We start from the raw sequence: 19414 nt of genomic DNA, 5'->3' as shown, positions 1-19414 counted from the left end.
AAAATAAGGGACTTTTGAAGTTAAAAGTCAGGACTTTCGTTTTTAAAAGTCCTGTCTTAACATTTCAAAAGTCCCTTATTTTTTTCAGACAAGCCCGTATCTTTATTCTTGAGTCAGTGACAAACCTACTATTTTGAAACAGGAATCGCAATCACCTTCGATGAAATCGACTGTTTTTGTTCCGGCCGGCAAAGCGGGGAAGTGCAACTTAAAAGAGTACTCACCTGATTCCGGCATTGTGAAGCGTTCGTCCGGTGTGATGCCGTCTGCTGATGTTAGCGGATAATGAGTACCGTCTTCTGTTTTCAGGAAAGTGTCCTTACCGATACTTACCCAGTATCCGGGAGAGTTAAAGGCTTTCATATGGAAAATCGTTTCAGAACCGGTCAACTCTATTCTGTTGATCTCTACAGTTTCCGTATTGCTTGATTTTTCGATAGGAAAATCAACAATGGTCGTGTTTCCTTCCTTTTTCACAGACATAATACGGTCTGATTTGTTTACCCATTTGTTTAGCTTACGTTTAAGTAATCCTTTTCCGTATCCGCTCCAGCTATGCAGGATGATCCCTTCCGGTGAGATAATGACGTAGTGAGGTATTCCTCTTACATTATATTTAGCTGCCAGTCCGCTCATTCCTCCAAAATCATTCAGGTTTACCCATGACATATCTTTCGTTTTAGAAATCTCTTTCCATCCTTTTTCTGTGTCTGTGCTCAGACTTATGACAGTTACTTTGTCTTTCCATGTTTCGGATATTTCTTTCATTTCCGGCAAAGCCATCATACAAGGACCACAACCGCGGCTCCAAAAATCGACCAGGAGATATTTACCTTTATAGTCGGCCAGATGATGAATATTGCCTTGCAGGTCGTAGAGGTCGGTATCCGCCATTTCATCGCCTTCTTTCACTGTAACGGGAGGATAAAGACATACCGTGATTTCCTTACCAGCCTGAGAGTTTTTCTCATTATCGGATAACTTGTTGTATAAAGCAATCAAATCTTCCTTATAAGGATAGTTCTCCATGTATTTACTTTGCTTGCATTGGCCTAGCAATTTATCCATCCAGACTGTTCCTTTAGGAGTTTGCTGCATTATTTCGATTTCTTTTTGGGAGGAGATCAGTCGTAATGAATCCGTTTTTTCCTGAAGTTCTTTCATTTCATTCCTGATCGCATTCTTTTCTTCTTCGGAAGGATTGCCCGTCCTTCCTTTGGAGAACAAATCCATTAACTGTATATAGATTTCCTGTTCTTTATTGCATTCTTCCCGGCAAGCGTCGGCATACCGGTTTAAATCCTGCTGTTCCTGGATATCGGCCGATACATTCCATGTTCTGATAAGTTTATTATTACCGGTAACGGTTGTCTCTTTGCCGGGAGCCACCCACACATCCAGCCAGGTGTTTGGAAATCCTTTGTCATGGCTGGAGACCATTAATGCTTCGGGAGCATTGTCGACGGTTTCACCTTTGAAGGTAAAACATTCATTAATGACCGTATCCTGAGCGATCTGGCTCATGACTTGTCCGTCACTACGATAAAGGACAATCTGGGTACTGTCCTCCAGTCCGGAGATTTTGCCTTTTATCGTGAATTCGTTTTGTGCTTGTGCAGATATAGCGAATATAAGCGATACACCTGCTAAAAGTGCTTTTACCATATTTATATGAATTAAGTAAATGCAATATTACGATTTTTTCGTAATTAACAAGCAGGATAGGTGAAATATTATTGTTTACCGGCCGAATAATTTAGTAAGCAGATCTTTTTTTCCTATTTTTTGTAATGCCTGGGTTATCTGCCTGCGAAATTCCGGTTTATACCAGAAGAAGAATTGCCGTTGTGCCAGTTTCTGTTCTTTTGTACGGGCTGTATATACTTTTTCTAATGTATAAGGATGATAACCTGTGTAATATATCTCCGTAGCCAGCGTCATGGGTGTAGGAGTGAAGTCCTGTACCTGTTCCAGTTGGAAATGCAGTTTCTTGGTCTCGATAGCCAGTTTTGCCATATCTTCTTCCGTACAGCCGGGATGGCTGGAAATGAAGTATGGAATTAATTGTTGGTTAAGTCCCTGCTGCTTGTTGATACGGTCGAATATTCTTTTGAATTGTCCGAATTGATCGAAAGAAGGTTTGCGCATCATTTTCAGAACATTGTCTTCCGTATGTTCGGGAGCCACTTTCAGACGGCCCGATACATGTCGGGCGATCAACTCTTCCGTGTAGTTCTGAGCCGACTTATTTACGATTTCATCGTCGTAACGGTGTAACAGCAGATCATAACGTACGCCGCTACCGATAAATGAGCGTTTGATCTGTGGCATACTGTCCACTGCTTTATAAATGTCCAGCAACGGAGTATGGTCCGCATTCAGATTCTTACAGATGGCAGGAGAGATGCAGGACGGTTTTTTACATTTGGCACAAATACTCTGATCTTTACCTTTCATCCGGTACATATTGGCGGAAGGACCTCCCAAATCACTCAGGTATCCTTTGAAATCTGGCATTTCCGTGATAGCCTTTACTTCTTTCAGGATAGACTCTTTGCTCCGGGAAGCGATGAACTTTCCCTGGTGGGCGGAGATTGTACAGAATGCACAGCCACCAAAGCATCCCCGGTGCATATTTACTGAAAACTTGATCATCTCGAATGCCGGTATGATTTTTCCCTTATATTTGGGATGCGGCAAGCGGGTGTAAGGCAGATCGAACGAAGCATCGACTTCGGCTTCCGTCATAGGAGGGAAAGGAGGATTCACTACAATAGTCTGCTTTCCAACCTGCTGGAGAATACGCGATGCATTATATTTGTTCGATTCTTCTTCGATATGACGGAAGTTTTTAGCCTGTTTTAATTTATCGCGAAGGCACTCTTCATGTGAGAAAAGCACGATGTCATCGGGCTTTATCTCTTCCTTTCCTGTCAGATAAACTGTTTGGCGAATATCTTTTAATGAATTAAAAGATTCTCCGGCCTTCAGGCGGGTAACTAATTCATTCATGGGTAGTTCTCCCATTCCATAGATCAGGAGATCTGCCGGACTGTCGATCAGGATACCTGGTCGTAACCTGTCCTGCCAGTAATCATAATGAGACAGCCTGCGTAAAGAAGCCTCGATTCCACCGAGTACGACCGGTACGTCGGGATAAAGCTCTTTCAGTATTTTGGTATAGACAATGCTGGGATAATCCGGGCGCATTCCTGCTCGGCGATCCGGAGTATAGGCATCATCGCTACGTAACCGTTTATTGGCCGTATAATGATTGATCATCGAATCCATTGCTCCGGGTGAGACTCCGAAGAAGAGGCGGGGAATGCCCAGTTTCTTAAAATCACGATAATCTCCGCGCCAGTCCGGCTGCGGAACAATAGCCACCCGAAGTCCCAAGGCTTCCAAGGTACGTCCGATAACGGCAGCACCAAACGAAGGATGATCCACATAGGCATCCCCACTGAAAAGAATTACATCTATATAATCCCATCCACGCGCTTCAACTTCTTTCTTGGTGGTGGGCAACCATGCTTCCGGTCTGAATGTTTTCATGTTGCAAAGGTAGGAATTTGAGCTATAACTTTAGCTTATAGGGGATAGAATTTAATGATTGGCATATTAGGAAAGGATGTTTTACCTTTGTAACCGAAAAGAAAAATATAGGCGAAACGGCAAACATTATCAATGAGATATGTGTTCTCTTAATAAACATAATTATTAAAAAATAATACAGTATGAAAGCATTAACAGACGAAAAGCTCACGATCGTAGGTGCAGCAGGTATGATCGGTTCAAACATGGCCCAGACAGCTTTAATGATGGGGTTAACTTCTAATATTTGTCTTTACGACCCTTTTGCTCCGGCTTTGGAAGGTGTTGCAGAAGAAATGTTCCAGTCCGGATTTGAATATGCAAACATAACTTATACATCCGATATCAGCGAAGCGCTGAGAGGTGCCAAATATGTTGTTTCATCCGGTGGTGCAGCCCGTAAAGCCGGTATGACCCGTGAGGACTTATTGAAAGGTAATGCTGAAATTGCTGCTCAGTTCGGAAAGGATCTCCGTGCTTATTGTCCGGACGTAAAACATGTGGTAGTTATTTTTAATCCGGCCGATATTACCGGATTGATCACATTGCTGTATTCCGGATTGAAACCTTCCCAGGTAAGTACTTTGGCTGCACTTGACAGCACCCGTCTGCAAACAGCTTTGGCACAGCACTTCGGAATCCGTCAGAACCTGGTAAAAGGTTGCCGTACTTATGGAGGTCATGGCGAACAGATGGCTGTTTTTGCTTCTACTGCAACTGTCGACGGTAAACCGTTATTGGATTTGATTGGTACTCCGGAACTGACAGACGAACAATGGGAAGACTTGAAAGTGAAAGTTATACAGGGTGGAAAACGTATCATCGAACTTCGCGGCCGTTCTTCTTTCCAGAGTCCGTCTTACCTGTCAATCGAAATGATCCGTGCCGCTATGGGTGGCGAAGCATTCCGCTGGCCTGCCGGAACATATGTTCACTCCGGTAAATTCGACCATATTATGATGGCTATGGAAACAGAAATCACTAAAGACGGTATTTTCTATAAAGAAGTAGAAGGAACACCGAAAGAAAATGCAGAACTGGCAGAAAGTTATGTTCACCTGAGCAAACTGCGTGATGAAGTGATCAGCATGGGTATTATTCCTGAAATCCATCTGTGGCATACATTGAATCCGCACATGAAATAAGCCGTTTCTTATATGTTATATACGAAGAAGGGAGCGACCGTTAATCGGCACTCCCTTTCTTTCTTTGTAATTTTATTTATAATGTTCTTTCCGGGTACAGGGCATCCCACCATTCCGGTTCATCTTTTAGCCATTTGGCAAACCAGGCAAAGATCGTATTCTGCCATTCCAGGCGTTTTTTGTAATCAGCTACACCGTGGTTTTCTCCGTCAACCTGGATAAATTCCACTGTCTTGCCGAGTAGTTTCAATGCCAGGAACATCTGGATACTTTCGCCAACCGGGACATTTGTATCGGCATTGCCATGCAACAGCAATAACGGAGTTTTGATCTTGTCAGCGTTGAACAACGGACTGTGTTTAGTGAAGAACTCGGGGTTATTCCAAGGATAAGTTCCGGTATTGGCTACCGAACAGTAACCATATCCCCAATATCCTTCTCCCCAATAACTGCTCAATGCACTGATACCGGCATGGCTGACAGCAGCAGCAAATAAATCGGTGCGGGTTTGCAGATATTGTGTCATAAACCCTCCGTAGCTGGCGCCTGCACAACCGATCTTTTTAGGGTTTACAAAGGAATGTTCTTTACAGAACAATTCTGTGCCGCGGATAATTTCATCGGCAGTCGGTTCTCCCCAGGCATTTACGTGGCGGGCAGCAAATTCTTGTCCGAATCCGGTTGTTCCGCTGGGATTGAGCGTATAGACTACATATCCCAGGGCAGCATACATATGCATGGAGTAACTGAATTCCAAAGCACGGTTCGTCGGCGAAGTTCCTCCATAGTAATAGACGATCATCGGGTATTTTTTGTCCGGATCGAAATTTGGTGGCAGATAATAACGTCCCTGTATGGTTGTTCCGTCTTCTGCCGTGAAGTTCCAGTCATGAACTTCTCCAAGTTTAACATTTTTCAGTTTTTCAGCAGACAGGTCGTAGATCAGACGGTTCTTTCCACTTTTCAGGTCGTAAGCATATAAACGGTTTGCGTTTGAAGTACTTTGTCCGTAATAATACATTACCGGAGCTGTTTCTGCCAATGAGTAATTATAAACGACGTCTTCAGAAGTATTGATCTGTTTGATTTTCCCGTTTGCCGGATTACAGGTATAGATACGCAGATAGTCCTGGTCTTCCGTCATCATATAAATCTGACCGTCGTATTTGTTCCAGAGTGCACCAGTTACATTCGGATTGAAATCCTTGGTTAGTGCCGTTGCTTTCCGGGTAGCCGGATCATACAAGAACAACTGGCCGTCGTATGTATTTGAGATTTGTCCTTCCCTGATATTTAAACCTATTCCACCGAAAGCATTTCCCGATCCGCTAACCAGTAATTGTTTTCCGTCGGGAGAGAAAGTTCCGCCGTTCACATATTTGGCATGTTCCCAAAGGGTATCGACTGCCATCGTTTGCAAGTCGAGTTTGTATAACGAGTTGCTGGAATGAGGTAGAGATGTATAATCCGTTTCACTGGTACTGAACAACAGGTAACGGCTGTCCGGGCTGACATCATTAATATATGTACTGTTATGTCCGAATGTCAGTTGTTCGTATAGTCCGGATTGCAGATCGTAGCGCCAAATGAAATAACGGTTACGGAATCCCGGCAGACGGTCGTTCGGTTCGAGGATACGGAGCATGTCGGGGCCATCCTTCGGACCTTCCTCCTGTATGGTGAAGAGGAGTGTCTTTTCATCCGGGGTAAAGTTGAAGCTACCTTCCGGCAGGTTATCTGCCAGTATCTCTTCCTGCATGTTGGCCGGATCGACTGTCACCAGTTCCTTTCCATTCATGCCGGTACGGGTGAAATACATTTTATTACTGGTCGGCATCCAGCTGGCACTCATGATAAATCCTTTATCCTGCAAAAGGATACGTCCGCTGGCGGCTTCACGCAATTGAGCGTATGATTCGCTTTTTCCACCTTCCAGGCGTGTATAATATTTCACTAATACATATTTGCCGTTGGGAGACAGGCTAACGCCACGAAAGTTTGTTCCTTCCAGAATATCCCGTGAGGTATATCTTTTATCCGGATTAAGTGAAGCAACGACTTTCGCTTCTTCCTTACTTTTATAGATTGCCTTTAATGTAGGCGGACAGGTATCGTTGTCGGCTGTCAGGTATTTCACAACCACTTCATACCGGTGCGGTTCCATTGTCAGTTCAGAAGTTGCACTCACCGGTTTGTTATTTATATACACATCGAAAGAACCGGGGCCGGAAACTTCTAAAGTTCCTTTGGTATAACGGTCACTGTTCAGATAAAAGGAGAAAAGATGCAGGGCATATCCTTTTTCCGGAGCCTGGAAACTGATTATTCCAGCTGTATCTGCATCCAGAATGGTCGCGTTGGCGAATGCTTTGTCGAAAGGGACTGTCGATTTCAACAGATTTTTGATCTCGAAAGGTTTTCCGTTTACATTCAGGCTGTCTGCCATGATCGGTTTATTAACCGGAACAGGACCGGTATGCAGAAATTGCATCACTTTTATATCTTCTGCTGCCTGTAGAGTAAAGGCGGAGAGAAGTAATGCAGAAAGTAAATAGGTACATTTATTCATGTTATCTTGTATTAATTAATAGCGAATTCCGCTGACCATATAAAGTTCGTGGGTATCTTCCATTGCCTCGATATGAAAATAAGGTTCCATCAAGGCGGCAACTTCCCTAGCCGTAGGCAGGCCGAACGATATTCTGTTTGCTTGTTTATTGTGATGTCCGTTTATGTTTTCCCTCCCTTCGCTGTGGCAGATCACAAGTTCACCTCCCGGGACAAGTAATTCTGCCAGATGGCCGATTACCTCATCCGGATGTTCGAAATGAGGAAAAACACTATAGGCAATAATAAAATCGAACTGTTCGTCTTTCAGTTCCATAACATCCATGCAACGGAAATCGACTATCGGGGTAGCATATTTGTTTTGTGCTGCTTCAATCATCCGCGGCGAAATGTCTATTCCTGTAATATGGGCTGGCGAATAAGTTAACAGATACTGTTCGAGTACACCGGTTCCACATCCGACATCCAATATGCGGAGTCCTTTATGCAGAGTGGTCTGTTCCAGTATCTGATTGATTTTTTCTGGTGCATGATAGCAAAGTTCGTCCCAGCGATCTGCTAATGCATCAAAGAAACCGGCTATAACATTCATGGTAATTGTCCCTCCCATACAAAACAATCGGTGAATTGCTCTTTGAACTGAGTCGGTGCTTCGAACAATCCGAATACGGAGGAACCTGACCCAGACATAGAAGCGTAGATGGCCCCAGCCTGGTAGAGTGTTTCTTTGATCCGACCGATAACCGGATGTTTGCTGAAGACGCTCTTTTCGAAATCATTTACCATTAAGTTTTTCCATTCGGAAACCGGTTTGTTTATAATATCTTTTAGTGAGATTGCCGGAACTTTTGGGGTGACTAATGAATAGGCCTCCGGAGTGGAAACGGCAACATCCGGTTTTATCAGGCAGAAATGATAGCCTTTTAATGATAATTCGACTGGTTCGAATATATTTCCTGTTCCGGTAGCGAATACCGGTGTATTGCGGATAAAGAACGGACAGTCAGCACCGATGGAAGCTGCAATTTTTTCCAGTTCGTCTGCATGGATATCCAGTTTGCAGAAATCATTCAGCAATTTAAGCATGAAAGCGGCATCAGCCGATCCGCCACCCAGTCCGGCTCCGAAAGGGATCGCTTTAAGGAGATGGATTTCCAGAGGCGGTATTTCATATTGTGTTTTCAGCAGGTTCAGTGCTTTTATCACAAGGTTTTTTTCCATGGGAGCATCCACCTGTATTCCTGTCTGGGTGAAAGATAGTTTTTCAGCATTCACTATTTCAAGTGCATCTTTCACAGGGATAGGATAGAATACAGTCTCGATGTTATGATAACCGTCTGTCCGTTTACTAACAACGTTTAGTCCCAGGTTTATTTTGGCATTAGGAAAACAAATCATAGAATAGATCCTTTAAATTCTGTTTTTTAGACAAACGTAGGCAAAATAATTAGGATAAACAAACGTAACGTATAGCTTGTATAATCGAAGCTGTCATAAATCTAAAGAAAAGAACTTATTTATTTTTCAATTAAATAGTTGTCATGTAATTTATCGGTCGCTAAACATTTGTTTGAAAATAGCAAAAGCGACTACCAAATGAATAGTAGTCGCTTTTATGTTATACTGGGAAAGGGAAGAGGGATTACATATTTTGGAAGTCCTTTAACCTTTTCTGTAATTCTTGACGAGCAAAGAAGATACGACTCTTCACTGTTCCTAAGGGCACATTAAGTTTTTCTGCTATTTCGTTATACTTATAGCCACTTAAAAACATGGAGAAGGGAACCTTCAGATCATCGTTCAATCCGTTGATCGCTTTGGTGATCTCCTTGATTTGATACGCTTTATCCGGTGAATCAAATCCGGAATCATTGACAACATCCAGATTATATAAATCTGCACTTGAGTCAACAACTGTCTGTACACGCACAATCTTATGGTAATTGTTTATGAAAATATTACGCATGACAGTTAAAACCCATCCTTTGAAATTAACATTGTCAACGAATTTATCCTGATTATCTAGTACCTTTAATGTAGTATCCTGTAGCAAATCCTGAGCATCGTCCCGGTTCGCAGTGAGCATAAGTGCAAAATTCATCATGTTTTCTTGCAAGCTCAATAATTTTTGTTGAAATTGTATCCCATTCATATTACTAACTTTTTGAATGTTTATTGTCGGTTATGTGCTGTGTTTCAATACTGAAGCACAATACAAAAATATGTAATTTAAATCAATGAAACTAATTCTTTGCATAATATTAATACTTAACGCTCAATCTTAATATTTATAGGCTAAAAACGTCTGATACTGAGTAGGATTTACAAGTTTGCAGCTTGTATATGTCTAACATTTACAAGTTCGGTGTTGATTTATTCAACAAGGCATAAAATGAATCTTGAGCAATCAATACAAATATAGAAAATTATCGGATAAGAATAGTAATTATCATTAAAAGAAACAAGAGTAAATCGAATGCGGGTTTTTATAAATAAAGAGAGCGATGTCAGTAATTTATGTAATTTACCGACATCGCTCTCTTTATGATTGTCTTTTTTATATAATGAATTTATCTCTGACCTTCACCGATCATCTCTTCAGCCAGATATTTATCTGCATCTTTTTGGATATTAGGTAATTCCAAACCGTAACCTTTTATACGGTCTTCTCTTTTTAGGAGATATGAAATGAGAAGTGCAAGTATACCAAAACAGGTAAAGATAATCATTGGAATGGTATAATCGTAAGTCGGTTTTTCATTGACATAACCGGTTATACAGTATTTATCGAGTACTTTACCTATGAGGTAAGGCACACCCATTAATCCCCAGTTTTGTACCCAAAAAATAAGGGCATATGCTGTTCCTAACTTATTTTCCGGAATAATTTTTGGAACAGAAGGCCACATGGCTGAAGGTACAAGCGAGAAAGCAATTCCTAACAGGATAACCAGTACAAGTGCTACCAACCAATTATCCAGGAATGGTAAAGAGAATGTGAAATGGATGCATACAAGCATGATTGCACCGATCATCATGATGGTGGCACCTTTCCCTTTCCGATCGTACAGGTTGCCGAAGAACGGAGTCAGCAGGATAGTACCAAACGGCAGGATCGAGGGGATGATTCCGGAAAGAGTAGGTTCAATACCGAATTTGTTAATCATCAGGCTGGGGGCGTATTTCAGAAACGGGAATACGGCGGAATAGAACAATACGCATAAAAGGGCGACATACCAAAAACCTTTAAGGGTAATAATATCCAGGATATCTTTGGCACGGAAAGGAGCTTCTTCCTCTTCTTCACCTTCGTCGAGAATTTCCTGATCCCGTTTTTTATCCATTACAACGAATACGATGAATGACAGGAATCCGATGCATAATAAGATTAGTCCGATAAAGATAGGTATACTGATAGAATTATTGAAAGCCCGGCTCAGAATAGGCGTTATACCGATAGCCAAACCTGTTCCGATACGGGCACACGCCATTTCAAGTCCCATTGCTAATGCCATTTCCTTACCTTTAAACCATTTGACAATGATTTTCGATACGGTTATACCGGCAATCTCGATGCCTACGCCAAAGAGTGCATAGCCTAAAGAGGCAATGAGTAGAGGATAACCCCATTCGGTTCCGAAAACTGAAACTGTTTCACCACCGAAATCATGAGAGATACCGAACCATTTAATGAAAACACCGACCAGCATGATACCGGTGGCCATTAAACCGGTGAAACGTACTCCCATCTTATCAAGGATCATACCGCCGAAAATAAGCATTAACAGGAAAACATTGAACCAGCCGTATGCACTTGTAAATTTACCGTAGTCATCGCCACTCCACCCAAGGCCACCGCTCATGACGGGGGTTTGTAATAAATCCTGAAGCGGAGCCATCATATCTGTAATGAAGTAACCGCAAAGCATTGTAAATGCAACGAGTGCCAAAACCGACCATCGTGCCGTTTTGGATTCGCTCAATTTCATTTGAATTTGTTTTACCATGATATTTGTTTTTATTAAGTTGTATTATTTGTCTTCTTTCATGAAAAGGGGGAGGGCATCGGCTACGATGAACGTGCTTCCTCCGATAAAGATCGTATCTTCTTCGCCGGCTCTGGCTAACGCCCGTTCAACAGCAATGGCGACAGAGTCGCATGTGACGCCGCTAAGACCGTGCATCATACCCATGGCGGCAATTTCGGCTGCCGGCATTGCCCGTGGAACGGATGCCTGTGTAAAAAAGTAGAAAGCATCCTGGGGCATCAGGTCCAGCACACCGTTAATATCTTTGTCGTTTACCATGCCGACGATCATATAAGTATGACGGGAACGCTTCATTACTTCTTTCAGCTGCATGTTCAGATATTGCCATCCGCCGGTGTTGTGGCCTGTATCGCATATCACTTTTGGTTTTTCCTGCAAAACCTGCCAGCGTCCCATTAGTCCGGTGAATTCAACTACATGCTCGAATCCTTCGCGTACAGCTTCCTGAGGTATATCGATTCCCTGAGTGTAAAGCAGATTGAGAGCAGCCAGTACAGTTTTGGCATTTCTTACTTGCGCCACTCCGCCCAATTCACCGAATAGTTGTCCGTACTCGACGGAATCAAAATACCATTCGCCGGTATCCATCAGATATGATTCGTTTAGCAGGTCTTCCTGTGAAGCAAAATAAACCAGTGTCTCATTCCTGTGAGCTGCATCGGCAAATACCTGTGCAACGCTTTGGGTATATATTTCACCTACCAGTGCCGGAACTTTGGGTTTGATGATCCCTGCTTTTTCAAAGGCGATCTTTTCTACCGTATCGCCCAGGAACTGGGTATGGTCGAGACTGATATTCGTGATAATACTCAGGATAGGAGTGATAATGTTGGTACTGTCCAACCGTCCGCCCATGCCTACTTCGATAATGGCAAAATCAACTTCTTCAGCACGGAAATAATCGAAAGCCATGGTAGAAGTCAGTTCGAAGAAGGAGGGATTGAGTGGTTCGAAAGTGGTACGATGGCGCTCTACAAAATCTATTACATATTCTTTGGGTATCATTTTACCGTTGACACGGATGCGTTCGCGGAAATCGATCAGGTGGGGAGATGTGAAAAGTCCGACTTTATATCCCGCCTGATGAAGGATCGCTGCCAGTAAATGGCTGACGGAACCTTTTCCGTTTGTCCCTGCTACGTGGATTGTCTTATAGGCTTTATGGGGATTCTCCAGATAATTGTCCAGTGCAATACTGGTGTCCAGTCCCGGCTTGTAAGCGGATGCTCCGCTGTGCTGAAATACCGGAATGCTTGTATATAGATAGTGAAGCGTTTCTTCGTAAGTCATGCTGTTAGTTTTTTATAATTGGCAAAAGTACTTAATTTTATTTATACCTTTGCACCCCGTGAATATAAAAGTACAAAGAGATGAGTAAACAACGTATAGCTTACACTCCTACAGGAGGGGTATGTTCTAAAATGATGATTGTTGACGCTGAAGACAATGTGATTACCGGAGTTCAGATTGTAGGCGGATGCCAGGGAAACACACAAGGTTTATCAAAATTACTGGTCGGCATGGAAGTACAGGACGCCATACAACGATTGGAGGGCATCGATTGCCGTGAACGGGGTACCTCTTGCCCGGACCAACTGGCACAGGCTCTAAAGAAATTGAGTTGAACCCTGTTGCCAGGTTTTATTTCCGACGGATTAAGGGATATCTTTCACGATCCTGAATCCGTTGTTGAAATGTTTACTTCCCGGGTAAATATAATAATGACAGGTAGGACGGCAGCTCGCCCGTTCGTTGAACCAGGTACCTCCACGTACGACAGCATATAGTTTGCCATCCTTTTCAAAACTGTCGGAACACCATTCCCATACATTTCCGCTCATATCATGGATGCCCAGTTCATTCGGTTTCTTCATGCCGACCGGATGCGGTTTGCCTTCCGAGTTTCCGGCATACCATCCCAGGCTGTCGAGTTCCATCCCTCCGCTGTACAGATGATCGCGTTTACCGTATAATCCGCCGCGGGCAGCATATTCCCATTCTTCTTCTGTCGGCAGACGTCCGCCCGCCCATTGGCAATAAGCCTGTGCTCCGTACCAGGTAATATAAATGGCCGGATGTGCTTCATACCCGGGGATCGGTTTCCCTTGTCCGATTCCCCAGTTACATTCATAATATAAGGGTTGTCCTGCATCCGGCCCTTCTTTTACCACCTGACTTCCGTAAGCTTTTAAAAAAGCGGCAAACTGGAAATTGGTTATTTCGTATTTACTGATGGAAAAACTTTTAACCGTTACTTTATGGGGTGGATTATTGTCTTCTTTATAGGTTGATCCCATTGTAAATGTACTGCCTTTCACTTCAATCATTTCCGGATTGATATTGGTCGACAGCCATTTGCGAAATTCTATATCTTTTATCCGTTTCCGGGCTTCTTCGCGATCTTCCTCCCTGACATCACTTTCGATGAATTTGTTGAGGTAAGAGATGGATATGTCGTATGCTTCATCCCCTTTTAGCGGAAGCAGGCGTTCGTACATCGTTGACAGGGCAATATATCCGTCGGTTCGTTCCGGGTCCAGGCGCACTCCCTGTTCATATAGTTTATATGCTTCTTCCGTGTATTTATTGATTTGAATAGCACTGCCGCTTAATGACAGCAGGTTGTCTGCCTGCCGGATGCAGTCATCTGCATAGGGATTGATCTGGTTACTGATGAGGCGGGCGAATTTCGTCTTTTTCATCTCTACCGGGATCAGGCGATAGAACTGACGTAATGAGTCCGGCGATAATTTTTTCATGATACGGGTAAGGAGAAACTGGCCGGCATATTTGTCCATATTATGCTCAATAAATGAAATACGGATGGAATCCCGTTCTTGCTGGGCTATACGTAACTTCAAGTCAGTCTGGGGTTCGAAAGTTTTGGCAGCCATTTCTTTCTTGATAGATTCCAAGGCAGCTTTTGCCATTTTCTTATTACCAAGACGTTTGTCTTTTTTTGCTCTCAAATCATGTAAATACATGGAAATAATGTTGAGGCTATCTATTCTTTGGTTAACCTGGCTGGTCTTATTTAAATAATTTGTATATCCCATATGTGTTTCAGCTCCCCTGTATTTGAGATTGTGCGGGAAGTCGGAGAGGTTACCTTCGATGTATAGAGTGTCTTTATCGATTAGGAGGTCACAGTAATAAAATTCATCTTCAATAGTTGTACATAACCATAAATGCTGGGGAATATCCGATAAGGTCCCTCTCATTTGGAAAGCATCTTTTTCGATCCGCATGGAGTTGATGATCCGCTGGTTATCGAATTGTTTCAGAAAGAAGACAGTACCGTCTTTTATGCCTGTTATATGCGCTTGTATTACGTACCGGTCGTTTGCTGTTAGCCATGAGGTACAGCAGAGAAGTAACAAGCTTATCAGTATTTTCATATTTATCAGTATATTCTATGGTTCATTTATAGTTATTCCTTACTTATGCCACTGCCTTGGCATAGTTGTGCATTGCCTGTGGCACAATTGTGCGCATGTAGTAGCACTTTTGTGCCATAGGTAATGCACTTTTAGTCAATAATAAGTTTGTAACCGATTCCCCGTACATTCAGTATCTTTATACTGGGATCGTCCGATAGTTTATGACGCAGCTTTGTAATGAAAACATGAAGGCTGCGGGCATTAAAGAAAGAGTCGTCGCCCCAAAGGTCGAGTAAGACATCTTTCATCGGTAATACATGATCCTTGTTTTCGCAAAGACGTTTGAGTATTTCCGACTCGCGGTTGCTTAACAGTTGCTTTTTTCCACAGTATTGCAGGGTTTGCGTGATGGAATCGAATGTATATTGTCCGAGGTTGAAGGTCGACTTTTCTTCTTTACGGACGGTGATCTTATTCAGCAGGGCTTTGATACGGATGATCAACTCGGCCATGCCGAAGGGCTTTTTGAGGTAATCGTTACCGCCCAGTTCGAAGCCTTCGACCACATCATTCGCTGCTGAACGGGCCGAAAGGAAAAGGACAGGGATCTGGCTGTCGGTCTTGCGGATATGGCGTATCAGGGTGAAGCCGTCTATCTTCGGCATCATGATATCTGTTACAATGATATCCGGTTTTACTTCTTTGTAAAGAGCCAGGCCTTCTTCGCCGTCGGCTGCCAACACGATGTCGAACTCTTCGCCATCCAATGTATCTTTGATGATCATTGCAAGGGTCGGTTCGTCTTCAACCAGTAATACTTTTATCTTTGCCATAGTCTTTCTTTTCTTTTTCAGTTTTTAAAATGGAGGGTAAATGTGGTTCCTTTGCCCGGTTGGCTTTTTACAGATACCGATCCTCCGTGTTTGCTCATCATGTCCTTTACGTAATAAAGTCCCAGGCCGAATCCTTTTACATTATGCAGGTTACCACTGGGTACCCGGTAGAACTTATCGAATATATGTGGCAGGCTGGCTTCACTGATACCGATTCCGTTGTCGGTAACGGAGATACGGATCCCGTTTGTCTGTGTCTCTGCCTGTATGGAGATATTACAATAAGGTTTGTCTCCCGAATATTTCACGGCATTATCGATCAGGTTTCCCAACATATTATAGAAATGCGTGCGGTCTGCAAATACTGCAATGTTGTTCGGGATATTTACGGTGAAGTTGACAGGCTTACCGGCCTTTAACTTATGTTGTTCAATGAGCGGGGGAATGATATCCGTGATAGGAATCGATTCCTGTTTCAGACGGAATGTATTGCGATTCTCTACCGAAAGCGTAAGGATCTGTTCGACCAGGCCGCTTAGCTGGGTCAGTTGTTCACGGATAATTCCGAGGTATTTCTTTTGTTTCTCGTTGGCGTTGTTGTCGTAATTGAGTAATACGTCGTTGGCCGCATAAGCAACGGAGATCGGTGTTTTCAGTTCGTGTGTCATATTGTTGGTGAAGTCCGTTTTCAATTCTTCTACGGTTTTTTGCCGGAGAATAGTATGGATCAGATAGATAAATGCTATCAGGATCAGGATCACGAGCAGGAGGGAGGAGATGAGTATTCCTGCCATTTGTTTGAATACCAGTTGAAAAGGAGTTTTTAATGTTAATCGGTAATATTGCTCCGATTGTGTAGAGATCGGATAGTTGAATTGGGAGGCTTTATCCCAGTTCTCTGTCGCAATAACAGAGTCGGTGGACTGGATGCTCATTACTACCTTCGGCAAGCTGTCGACCAATTGTACGACTTCCAGCTTGTGAGGTACAAAAATATCAAGCTGTTTGAGTTCTATGGAAAGGAGGCTGTCGTATTTATTATAGTTGACTGGCATGAGTGAATCTATTTTCATGTGGAGGGCTTGTTGTATTTGCCCTTCCAGGTCGGTAAGCAAACTAAGATATTCATTCAGCGATTTAGATATATCCTTATTTTTGAATGGATTCTTATCCGTATGGACGGCAAAAGTATCCATCATTCCTGCTTTTTCAGTTTCTTCATTCTCTTCTTTTGAAAAGGTAAAACTTTGACTTATCTCTCCATGGGTTTCTCCTTGGGTCAATTCGTCGATGCGGATAAATATTTCCTTATAATCAGCCATACGCATAGCTTCCTCTATGTTACCATTGATTTGTATCCAGGTCGAGTCATACAATCCTTTCAGCCAGTATCCCTGCGAGAACAACAGTGCCGCCAGTGATATACTGATCAATGCGGCTATAATCTTGAAGCTTAATTTTGTTTTCATGTCTAAAACCTCTTCTTTCAGACAAAAGTAATGGATAAGTTCGGGAGTTTCGGGGGTATGATAAGACTAAATAACACTTCCCGGATGAGTAGAAAGCCAATTCATAATAAGCCCTATAATTATGGCAATGGTGAAACTGGCAAGTGTCCCGATCAGAACATACTCAGTAGTTTTGATTTCTTTACTTTTACTCAATTCTCCAAATCGAAAAATAGATTTGGCCGCTAGAAGAAATCCTATTGCTTCAATTTTTCCAATCAATATAAAAGTTATAATCAATATTCGTTCGAGATAGCCAATCCATTGACCTGCATTTTGAAGACTTTCAGATACGTTACCTTTATCTCTCCATCTTTTGGTGAACAGTCCGAGGAATATAGATGCAGGTTTTAGTATAAGCAGATAACCGATCAGATATATCCAACATTTGTCACATTTCATAATGTTTTGAAGTATATCTCCGACAGCTGCATATTGTTTGGTTATTACCACCCATAACGTACAAAGTACCAGGATGTGTAAGACCTGATCTATGATAAATGAATATAGTTTCTCTTTCTGAGTGATTTTCCATAAGTCGATGGCGAAATGTGTTATGAAAATAACAGGAATGATGAACCAACAATTCCATAGTCCTGCAACAATATAAGTAACCAAGGCTTGTGTCAGGCTGTGGATGATATGATATTGGTATTTACCTTCCCGTTTTTTTCTTACAATTTTATTTGTTTGTAAAATGAAATCTACAATCAAATGGGAGAATAATAGTTTTAGTAAAAGATTCAGGTCTGTTAATTCCATAATTATTATTGTATTAAGGTTGTTGTCAATTGTTCATAGCGATTCAGGTAAAGTTCTATTAAGTTTACTTTTCCCCCAATTAATAGTTTACTGATTGCTTGTGATGATTTTTGTAAATCATCGGCAATCTCTTTTTGTGTTTTACCGGTTGATAGAAACAAAAATATTGCCTGAGCCTGTGTGATCGTCCAATTCGAAACAATATCGTCAACCAAAGCGGTGCTGACTATAAATTCTTCATTGAAGTTTTCCCAGGGAGTTCTGATTGCCAGCTTTTTTGAACGGCCTAATTTATCAAACTCCCAACCGGAGTTACGGAAAGCTTCTCCATCGGATTCGATTACACTTTGTTCTCTTTCAAAATCAATTGTTCCCAGACCTAATGCAACCCGTGCGTCCCATCGGAAAGCGGTGGGTGACTTAGCCTGCAATCCAGCTCGTATCAACAGAGTAATCCTTAATGCTTGTATGGGGTTGTCCACTAGTATTTGAAAGCTGTCGCCGCGATAGATATCCAGTCGGTTCTCTCCCCATTTTCGGGTGCATTGTATAATACCCTGAATAGTGTCCAGCAATAGATTTCTGTCTGCTGGATTTATGTGAGTAGACTGAATGATATCTCCTGTAATTACTCCTTTTATTTTCATATATTTATGGAAAGGTTTTATCCGGAAGCAAATATACTGATATTTATTAAAAGAACAACCTATTTGGGTTGATTTAATAAAAACAACCTGTTTGGGTTGATTTGGGAAAAACAACCGGAATAGGTTGATTCTTGTTGAAACGATCGATTATGGAAAGTTCCAGGCGGAAATACTCTTTTCAATTACTTTCTAACTGATCCTTTGCGGATTGCAATGAAACAGAATAATCCTGTTTGCTTCAAGTTTTCGGTACTTTTATTCCGTGGTTGCAAAAAGAGCGTATCGGCCGTAATCCCCGTACCGGTATCGCTTGTGCAATACCGGCACGTACAAGTGTCAAGTTCAAACCCGGAAAGTTTTGTTTTCAGATTTGCGGAAAGATCGGTACGTTGGCCGGGCATATCGGCAAAGGGGAGATTGCCTATGAAGAGGTGCTGGTGTTGGCAGGGAAGATGACGGTGGTGGAGTTTTGCGGAGGGTGAAGAGCTATTGAAAAATAAATAATAATACAATCGTATATGCTGGCGGTTTACGATCAGTAATTTGGGTTAGATAATCAGTGATTTATATACTTTTATATTGAATACTATTCTGTAATTTTGTGTCATAACAATAAAAATAAGAATTACATATGACAGCAATGAAGGTTAAAGGTATGATTATGGTAGTGATCATGATGTTATGTATCCCCATAAATGCACAGACGCAAAGTGATAAGACATTGGTTGCTTATTTTTCGGCAACAGGAACGACGGAGAAAGCAGCGAAGTTGATTGTAGAAGTTACAGGTGGAACGCTCTACGAAATACAACCAGAAAAAGAATACGTCACTGCTGATTTGGATTGGCATGATAAGTCTTCACGTAGCAGTGTAGAGATGTCAGATGCTAAATCACGTCCTGCATTAAAATCTAAACCGGAAAATCTT

17 protein-coding genes are annotated in these 19414 nt (G+C 42.2%); 4 read left to right on the top strand and 13 right to left on the bottom strand.

Features of this window, described 5'->3' with window-relative positions:
- Positions 1 to 102: 102 nt before the first annotated feature.
- Together NBH14_RS20320 and NBH14_RS20315 are read right to left on the bottom strand one after the other, a co-directional pair.
- Entirely contained in the window at positions 103 to 1665 is a 1563-nt protein-coding gene (locus tag NBH14_RS20320) for a redoxin domain-containing protein (RefSeq protein ID WP_186961001.1), read from the bottom strand.
- A 75-nt stretch (positions 1666 to 1740) separates the two neighbouring features.
- Positions 1741 to 3555 (bottom strand): YgiQ family radical SAM protein, encoded by a 1815-nt coding sequence (locus NBH14_RS20315; RefSeq protein ID WP_186961002.1) that lies wholly within the window; start codon positions 3553 to 3555, stop codon positions 1741 to 1743.
- A gap of 182 nt (positions 3556 to 3737) precedes the next feature.
- Here NBH14_RS20315 and NBH14_RS20310 point away from each other — a divergent pair, with 182 nt between their 5' ends.
- Positions 3738 to 4739 (top strand): malate dehydrogenase, encoded by a 1002-nt coding sequence (locus NBH14_RS20310; protein ID WP_128134246.1) that lies wholly within the window; start codon positions 3738 to 3740, stop codon positions 4737 to 4739.
- A gap of 76 nt (positions 4740 to 4815) precedes the next feature.
- On the opposite strand, the gene NBH14_RS20305 is transcribed toward NBH14_RS20310, so the two are convergent.
- From NBH14_RS20305 to NBH14_RS20280, 6 genes are all read right to left on the bottom strand, one after another.
- Complete coding sequence (locus NBH14_RS20305) at positions 4816 to 7308, bottom strand: S9 family peptidase (RefSeq protein ID WP_186961003.1); 2493 nt, start codon at positions 7306 to 7308, stop codon at positions 4816 to 4818.
- Between the two features lie 15 nt (positions 7309 to 7323).
- A complete protein-coding gene (locus NBH14_RS20300; protein ID WP_186961011.1) occupies positions 7324 to 7899 on the bottom strand; it encodes a class I SAM-dependent methyltransferase in 576 nt (191 codons plus the stop codon).
- On the bottom strand, positions 7896 to 8705 hold the full coding sequence (gene ispE / locus NBH14_RS20295) for a 4-(cytidine 5'-diphospho)-2-C-methyl-D-erythritol kinase (protein WP_128134248.1): 810 nt from the start codon (positions 8703 to 8705) through the stop codon (positions 7896 to 7898). The genes NBH14_RS20300 and ispE overlap by 4 nt, the downstream gene beginning before the upstream one ends.
- Positions 8706 to 8949: 244 nt before the next feature.
- The gene (locus NBH14_RS20290) at positions 8950 to 9459 is read right to left on the bottom strand and encodes an RNA polymerase sigma factor (protein ID WP_007656255.1); all 510 of its coding nucleotides are present in this window, start codon (positions 9457 to 9459) and stop codon (positions 8950 to 8952) included.
- A gap of 418 nt (positions 9460 to 9877) precedes the next feature.
- Positions 9878 to 11314 (bottom strand): MFS transporter, encoded by a 1437-nt coding sequence (locus NBH14_RS20285; RefSeq protein WP_186961004.1) that lies wholly within the window; start codon positions 11312 to 11314, stop codon positions 9878 to 9880.
- A 24-nt stretch (positions 11315 to 11338) separates the two neighbouring features.
- Positions 11339 to 12646: a bifunctional folylpolyglutamate synthase/dihydrofolate synthase gene (locus NBH14_RS20280; protein ID WP_186961005.1), complete on the bottom strand. Its 1308-nt coding sequence runs from the start codon at positions 12644 to 12646 to the stop codon at positions 11339 to 11341.
- Positions 12647 to 12726: 80 nt separating this feature from the next.
- On the opposite strand from NBH14_RS20280, the gene NBH14_RS20275 reads away from it, so the two are divergent.
- Positions 12727 to 12981 carry a TIGR03905 family TSCPD domain-containing protein gene (locus NBH14_RS20275; protein WP_128134250.1) on the top strand — a complete coding sequence of 85 codons (255 nt, stop codon included), beginning with the start codon at positions 12727 to 12729 and terminating at the stop codon, positions 12979 to 12981.
- A 30-nt stretch (positions 12982 to 13011) separates the two neighbouring features.
- Here the strand turns inward: NBH14_RS20275 and NBH14_RS20270 are convergent, their stop codons facing one another.
- The 5 genes from NBH14_RS20270 to NBH14_RS20250 form a co-directional block, all read right to left on the bottom strand.
- Positions 13012 to 14754: an SUMF1/EgtB/PvdO family nonheme iron enzyme gene (locus NBH14_RS20270; protein ID WP_186961006.1), complete on the bottom strand. Its 1743-nt coding sequence runs from the start codon at positions 14752 to 14754 to the stop codon at positions 13012 to 13014.
- A 131-nt stretch (positions 14755 to 14885) separates the two neighbouring features.
- Positions 14886 to 15569 carry a response regulator transcription factor gene (locus NBH14_RS20265; RefSeq protein WP_186961007.1) on the bottom strand — a complete coding sequence of 228 codons (684 nt, stop codon included), beginning with the start codon at positions 15567 to 15569 and terminating at the stop codon, positions 14886 to 14888.
- A gap of 17 nt (positions 15570 to 15586) precedes the next feature.
- On the bottom strand, positions 15587 to 17038 hold the full coding sequence (locus NBH14_RS20260) for a sensor histidine kinase (protein WP_186961008.1): 1452 nt from the start codon (positions 17036 to 17038) through the stop codon (positions 15587 to 15589).
- A gap of 66 nt (positions 17039 to 17104) precedes the next feature.
- Complete coding sequence (locus NBH14_RS20255) at positions 17105 to 17839, bottom strand: DUF3307 domain-containing protein (RefSeq protein WP_186961009.1); 735 nt, start codon at positions 17837 to 17839, stop codon at positions 17105 to 17107.
- A gap of 5 nt (positions 17840 to 17844) precedes the next feature.
- Positions 17845 to 18486 (bottom strand): hypothetical protein, encoded by a 642-nt coding sequence (locus NBH14_RS20250; RefSeq protein ID WP_128134254.1) that lies wholly within the window; start codon positions 18484 to 18486, stop codon positions 17845 to 17847.
- Between the two features lie 233 nt (positions 18487 to 18719).
- Between NBH14_RS20250 and NBH14_RS28855 the strand changes: the two genes are divergently transcribed.
- Positions 18720 to 18968 carry an HU family DNA-binding protein gene (locus NBH14_RS28855; protein ID WP_436277985.1) on the top strand — a complete coding sequence of 83 codons (249 nt, stop codon included), beginning with the start codon at positions 18720 to 18722 and terminating at the stop codon, positions 18966 to 18968.
- A 158-nt stretch (positions 18969 to 19126) separates the two neighbouring features.
- Positions 19127 to 19414: flavodoxin (locus tag NBH14_RS20240; RefSeq protein ID WP_284705603.1), on the top strand; the 288-nt coding region annotated here is incomplete at its 3' end.

The sequence above is a fragment of the Parabacteroides caecihominis genome (assembly GCF_023656785.1).
Classification (GTDB): domain Bacteria; phylum Bacteroidota; class Bacteroidia; order Bacteroidales; family Tannerellaceae; genus Parabacteroides; species Parabacteroides segnis.
This window is presented reverse-complemented; position numbering and strand designations above follow the sequence as displayed.

Excerpts from the sequence above, each read along its gene's own strand:
- NBH14_RS20320 (WP_186961001.1), bottom strand. The coding sequence starts at position 1,665 with ATGGTAAAAGCACTTTTAGCAGGTGTATCGCTTATATTCGCTATATCT.
- NBH14_RS20315 (WP_186961002.1), bottom strand. The coding sequence starts at position 3,555 with ATGAAAACATTCAGACCGGAAGCATGGTTGCCCACCACCAAGAAAGAA.
- NBH14_RS20310 (WP_128134246.1), top strand. The coding sequence starts at position 3,738 with ATGAAAGCATTAACAGACGAAAAGCTCACGATCGTAGGTGCAGCAGGT.
- NBH14_RS20305 (WP_186961003.1), bottom strand. The coding sequence starts at position 7,308 with ATGAATAAATGTACCTATTTACTTTCTGCATTACTTCTCTCCGCCTTT.
- NBH14_RS20300 (WP_186961011.1), bottom strand. The coding sequence starts at position 7,899 with ATGAATGTTATAGCCGGTTTCTTTGATGCATTAGCAGATCGCTGGGAC.
- ispE (WP_128134248.1), bottom strand. The coding sequence starts at position 8,705 with ATGATTTGTTTTCCTAATGCCAAAATAAACCTGGGACTAAACGTTGTT.
- NBH14_RS20290 (WP_007656255.1), bottom strand. The coding sequence starts at position 9,459 with ATGAATGGGATACAATTTCAACAAAAATTATTGAGCTTGCAAGAAAAC.
- NBH14_RS20285 (WP_186961004.1), bottom strand. The coding sequence starts at position 11,314 with ATGGTAAAACAAATTCAAATGAAATTGAGCGAATCCAAAACGGCACGA.
- NBH14_RS20280 (WP_186961005.1), bottom strand. The coding sequence starts at position 12,646 with ATGACTTACGAAGAAACGCTTCACTATCTATATACAAGCATTCCGGTA.
- NBH14_RS20275 (WP_128134250.1), top strand. The coding sequence starts at position 12,727 with ATGAGTAAACAACGTATAGCTTACACTCCTACAGGAGGGGTATGTTCT.
- NBH14_RS20270 (WP_186961006.1), bottom strand. The coding sequence starts at position 14,754 with ATGAAAATACTGATAAGCTTGTTACTTCTCTGCTGTACCTCATGGCTA.
- NBH14_RS20265 (WP_186961007.1), bottom strand. The coding sequence starts at position 15,569 with ATGGCAAAGATAAAAGTATTACTGGTTGAAGACGAACCGACCCTTGCA.
- NBH14_RS20260 (WP_186961008.1), bottom strand. The coding sequence starts at position 17,038 with ATGAAAACAAAATTAAGCTTCAAGATTATAGCCGCATTGATCAGTATA.
- NBH14_RS20255 (WP_186961009.1), bottom strand. The coding sequence starts at position 17,839 with ATGGAATTAACAGACCTGAATCTTTTACTAAAACTATTATTCTCCCAT.
- NBH14_RS20250 (WP_128134254.1), bottom strand. The coding sequence starts at position 18,486 with ATGAAAATAAAAGGAGTAATTACAGGAGATATCATTCAGTCTACTCAC.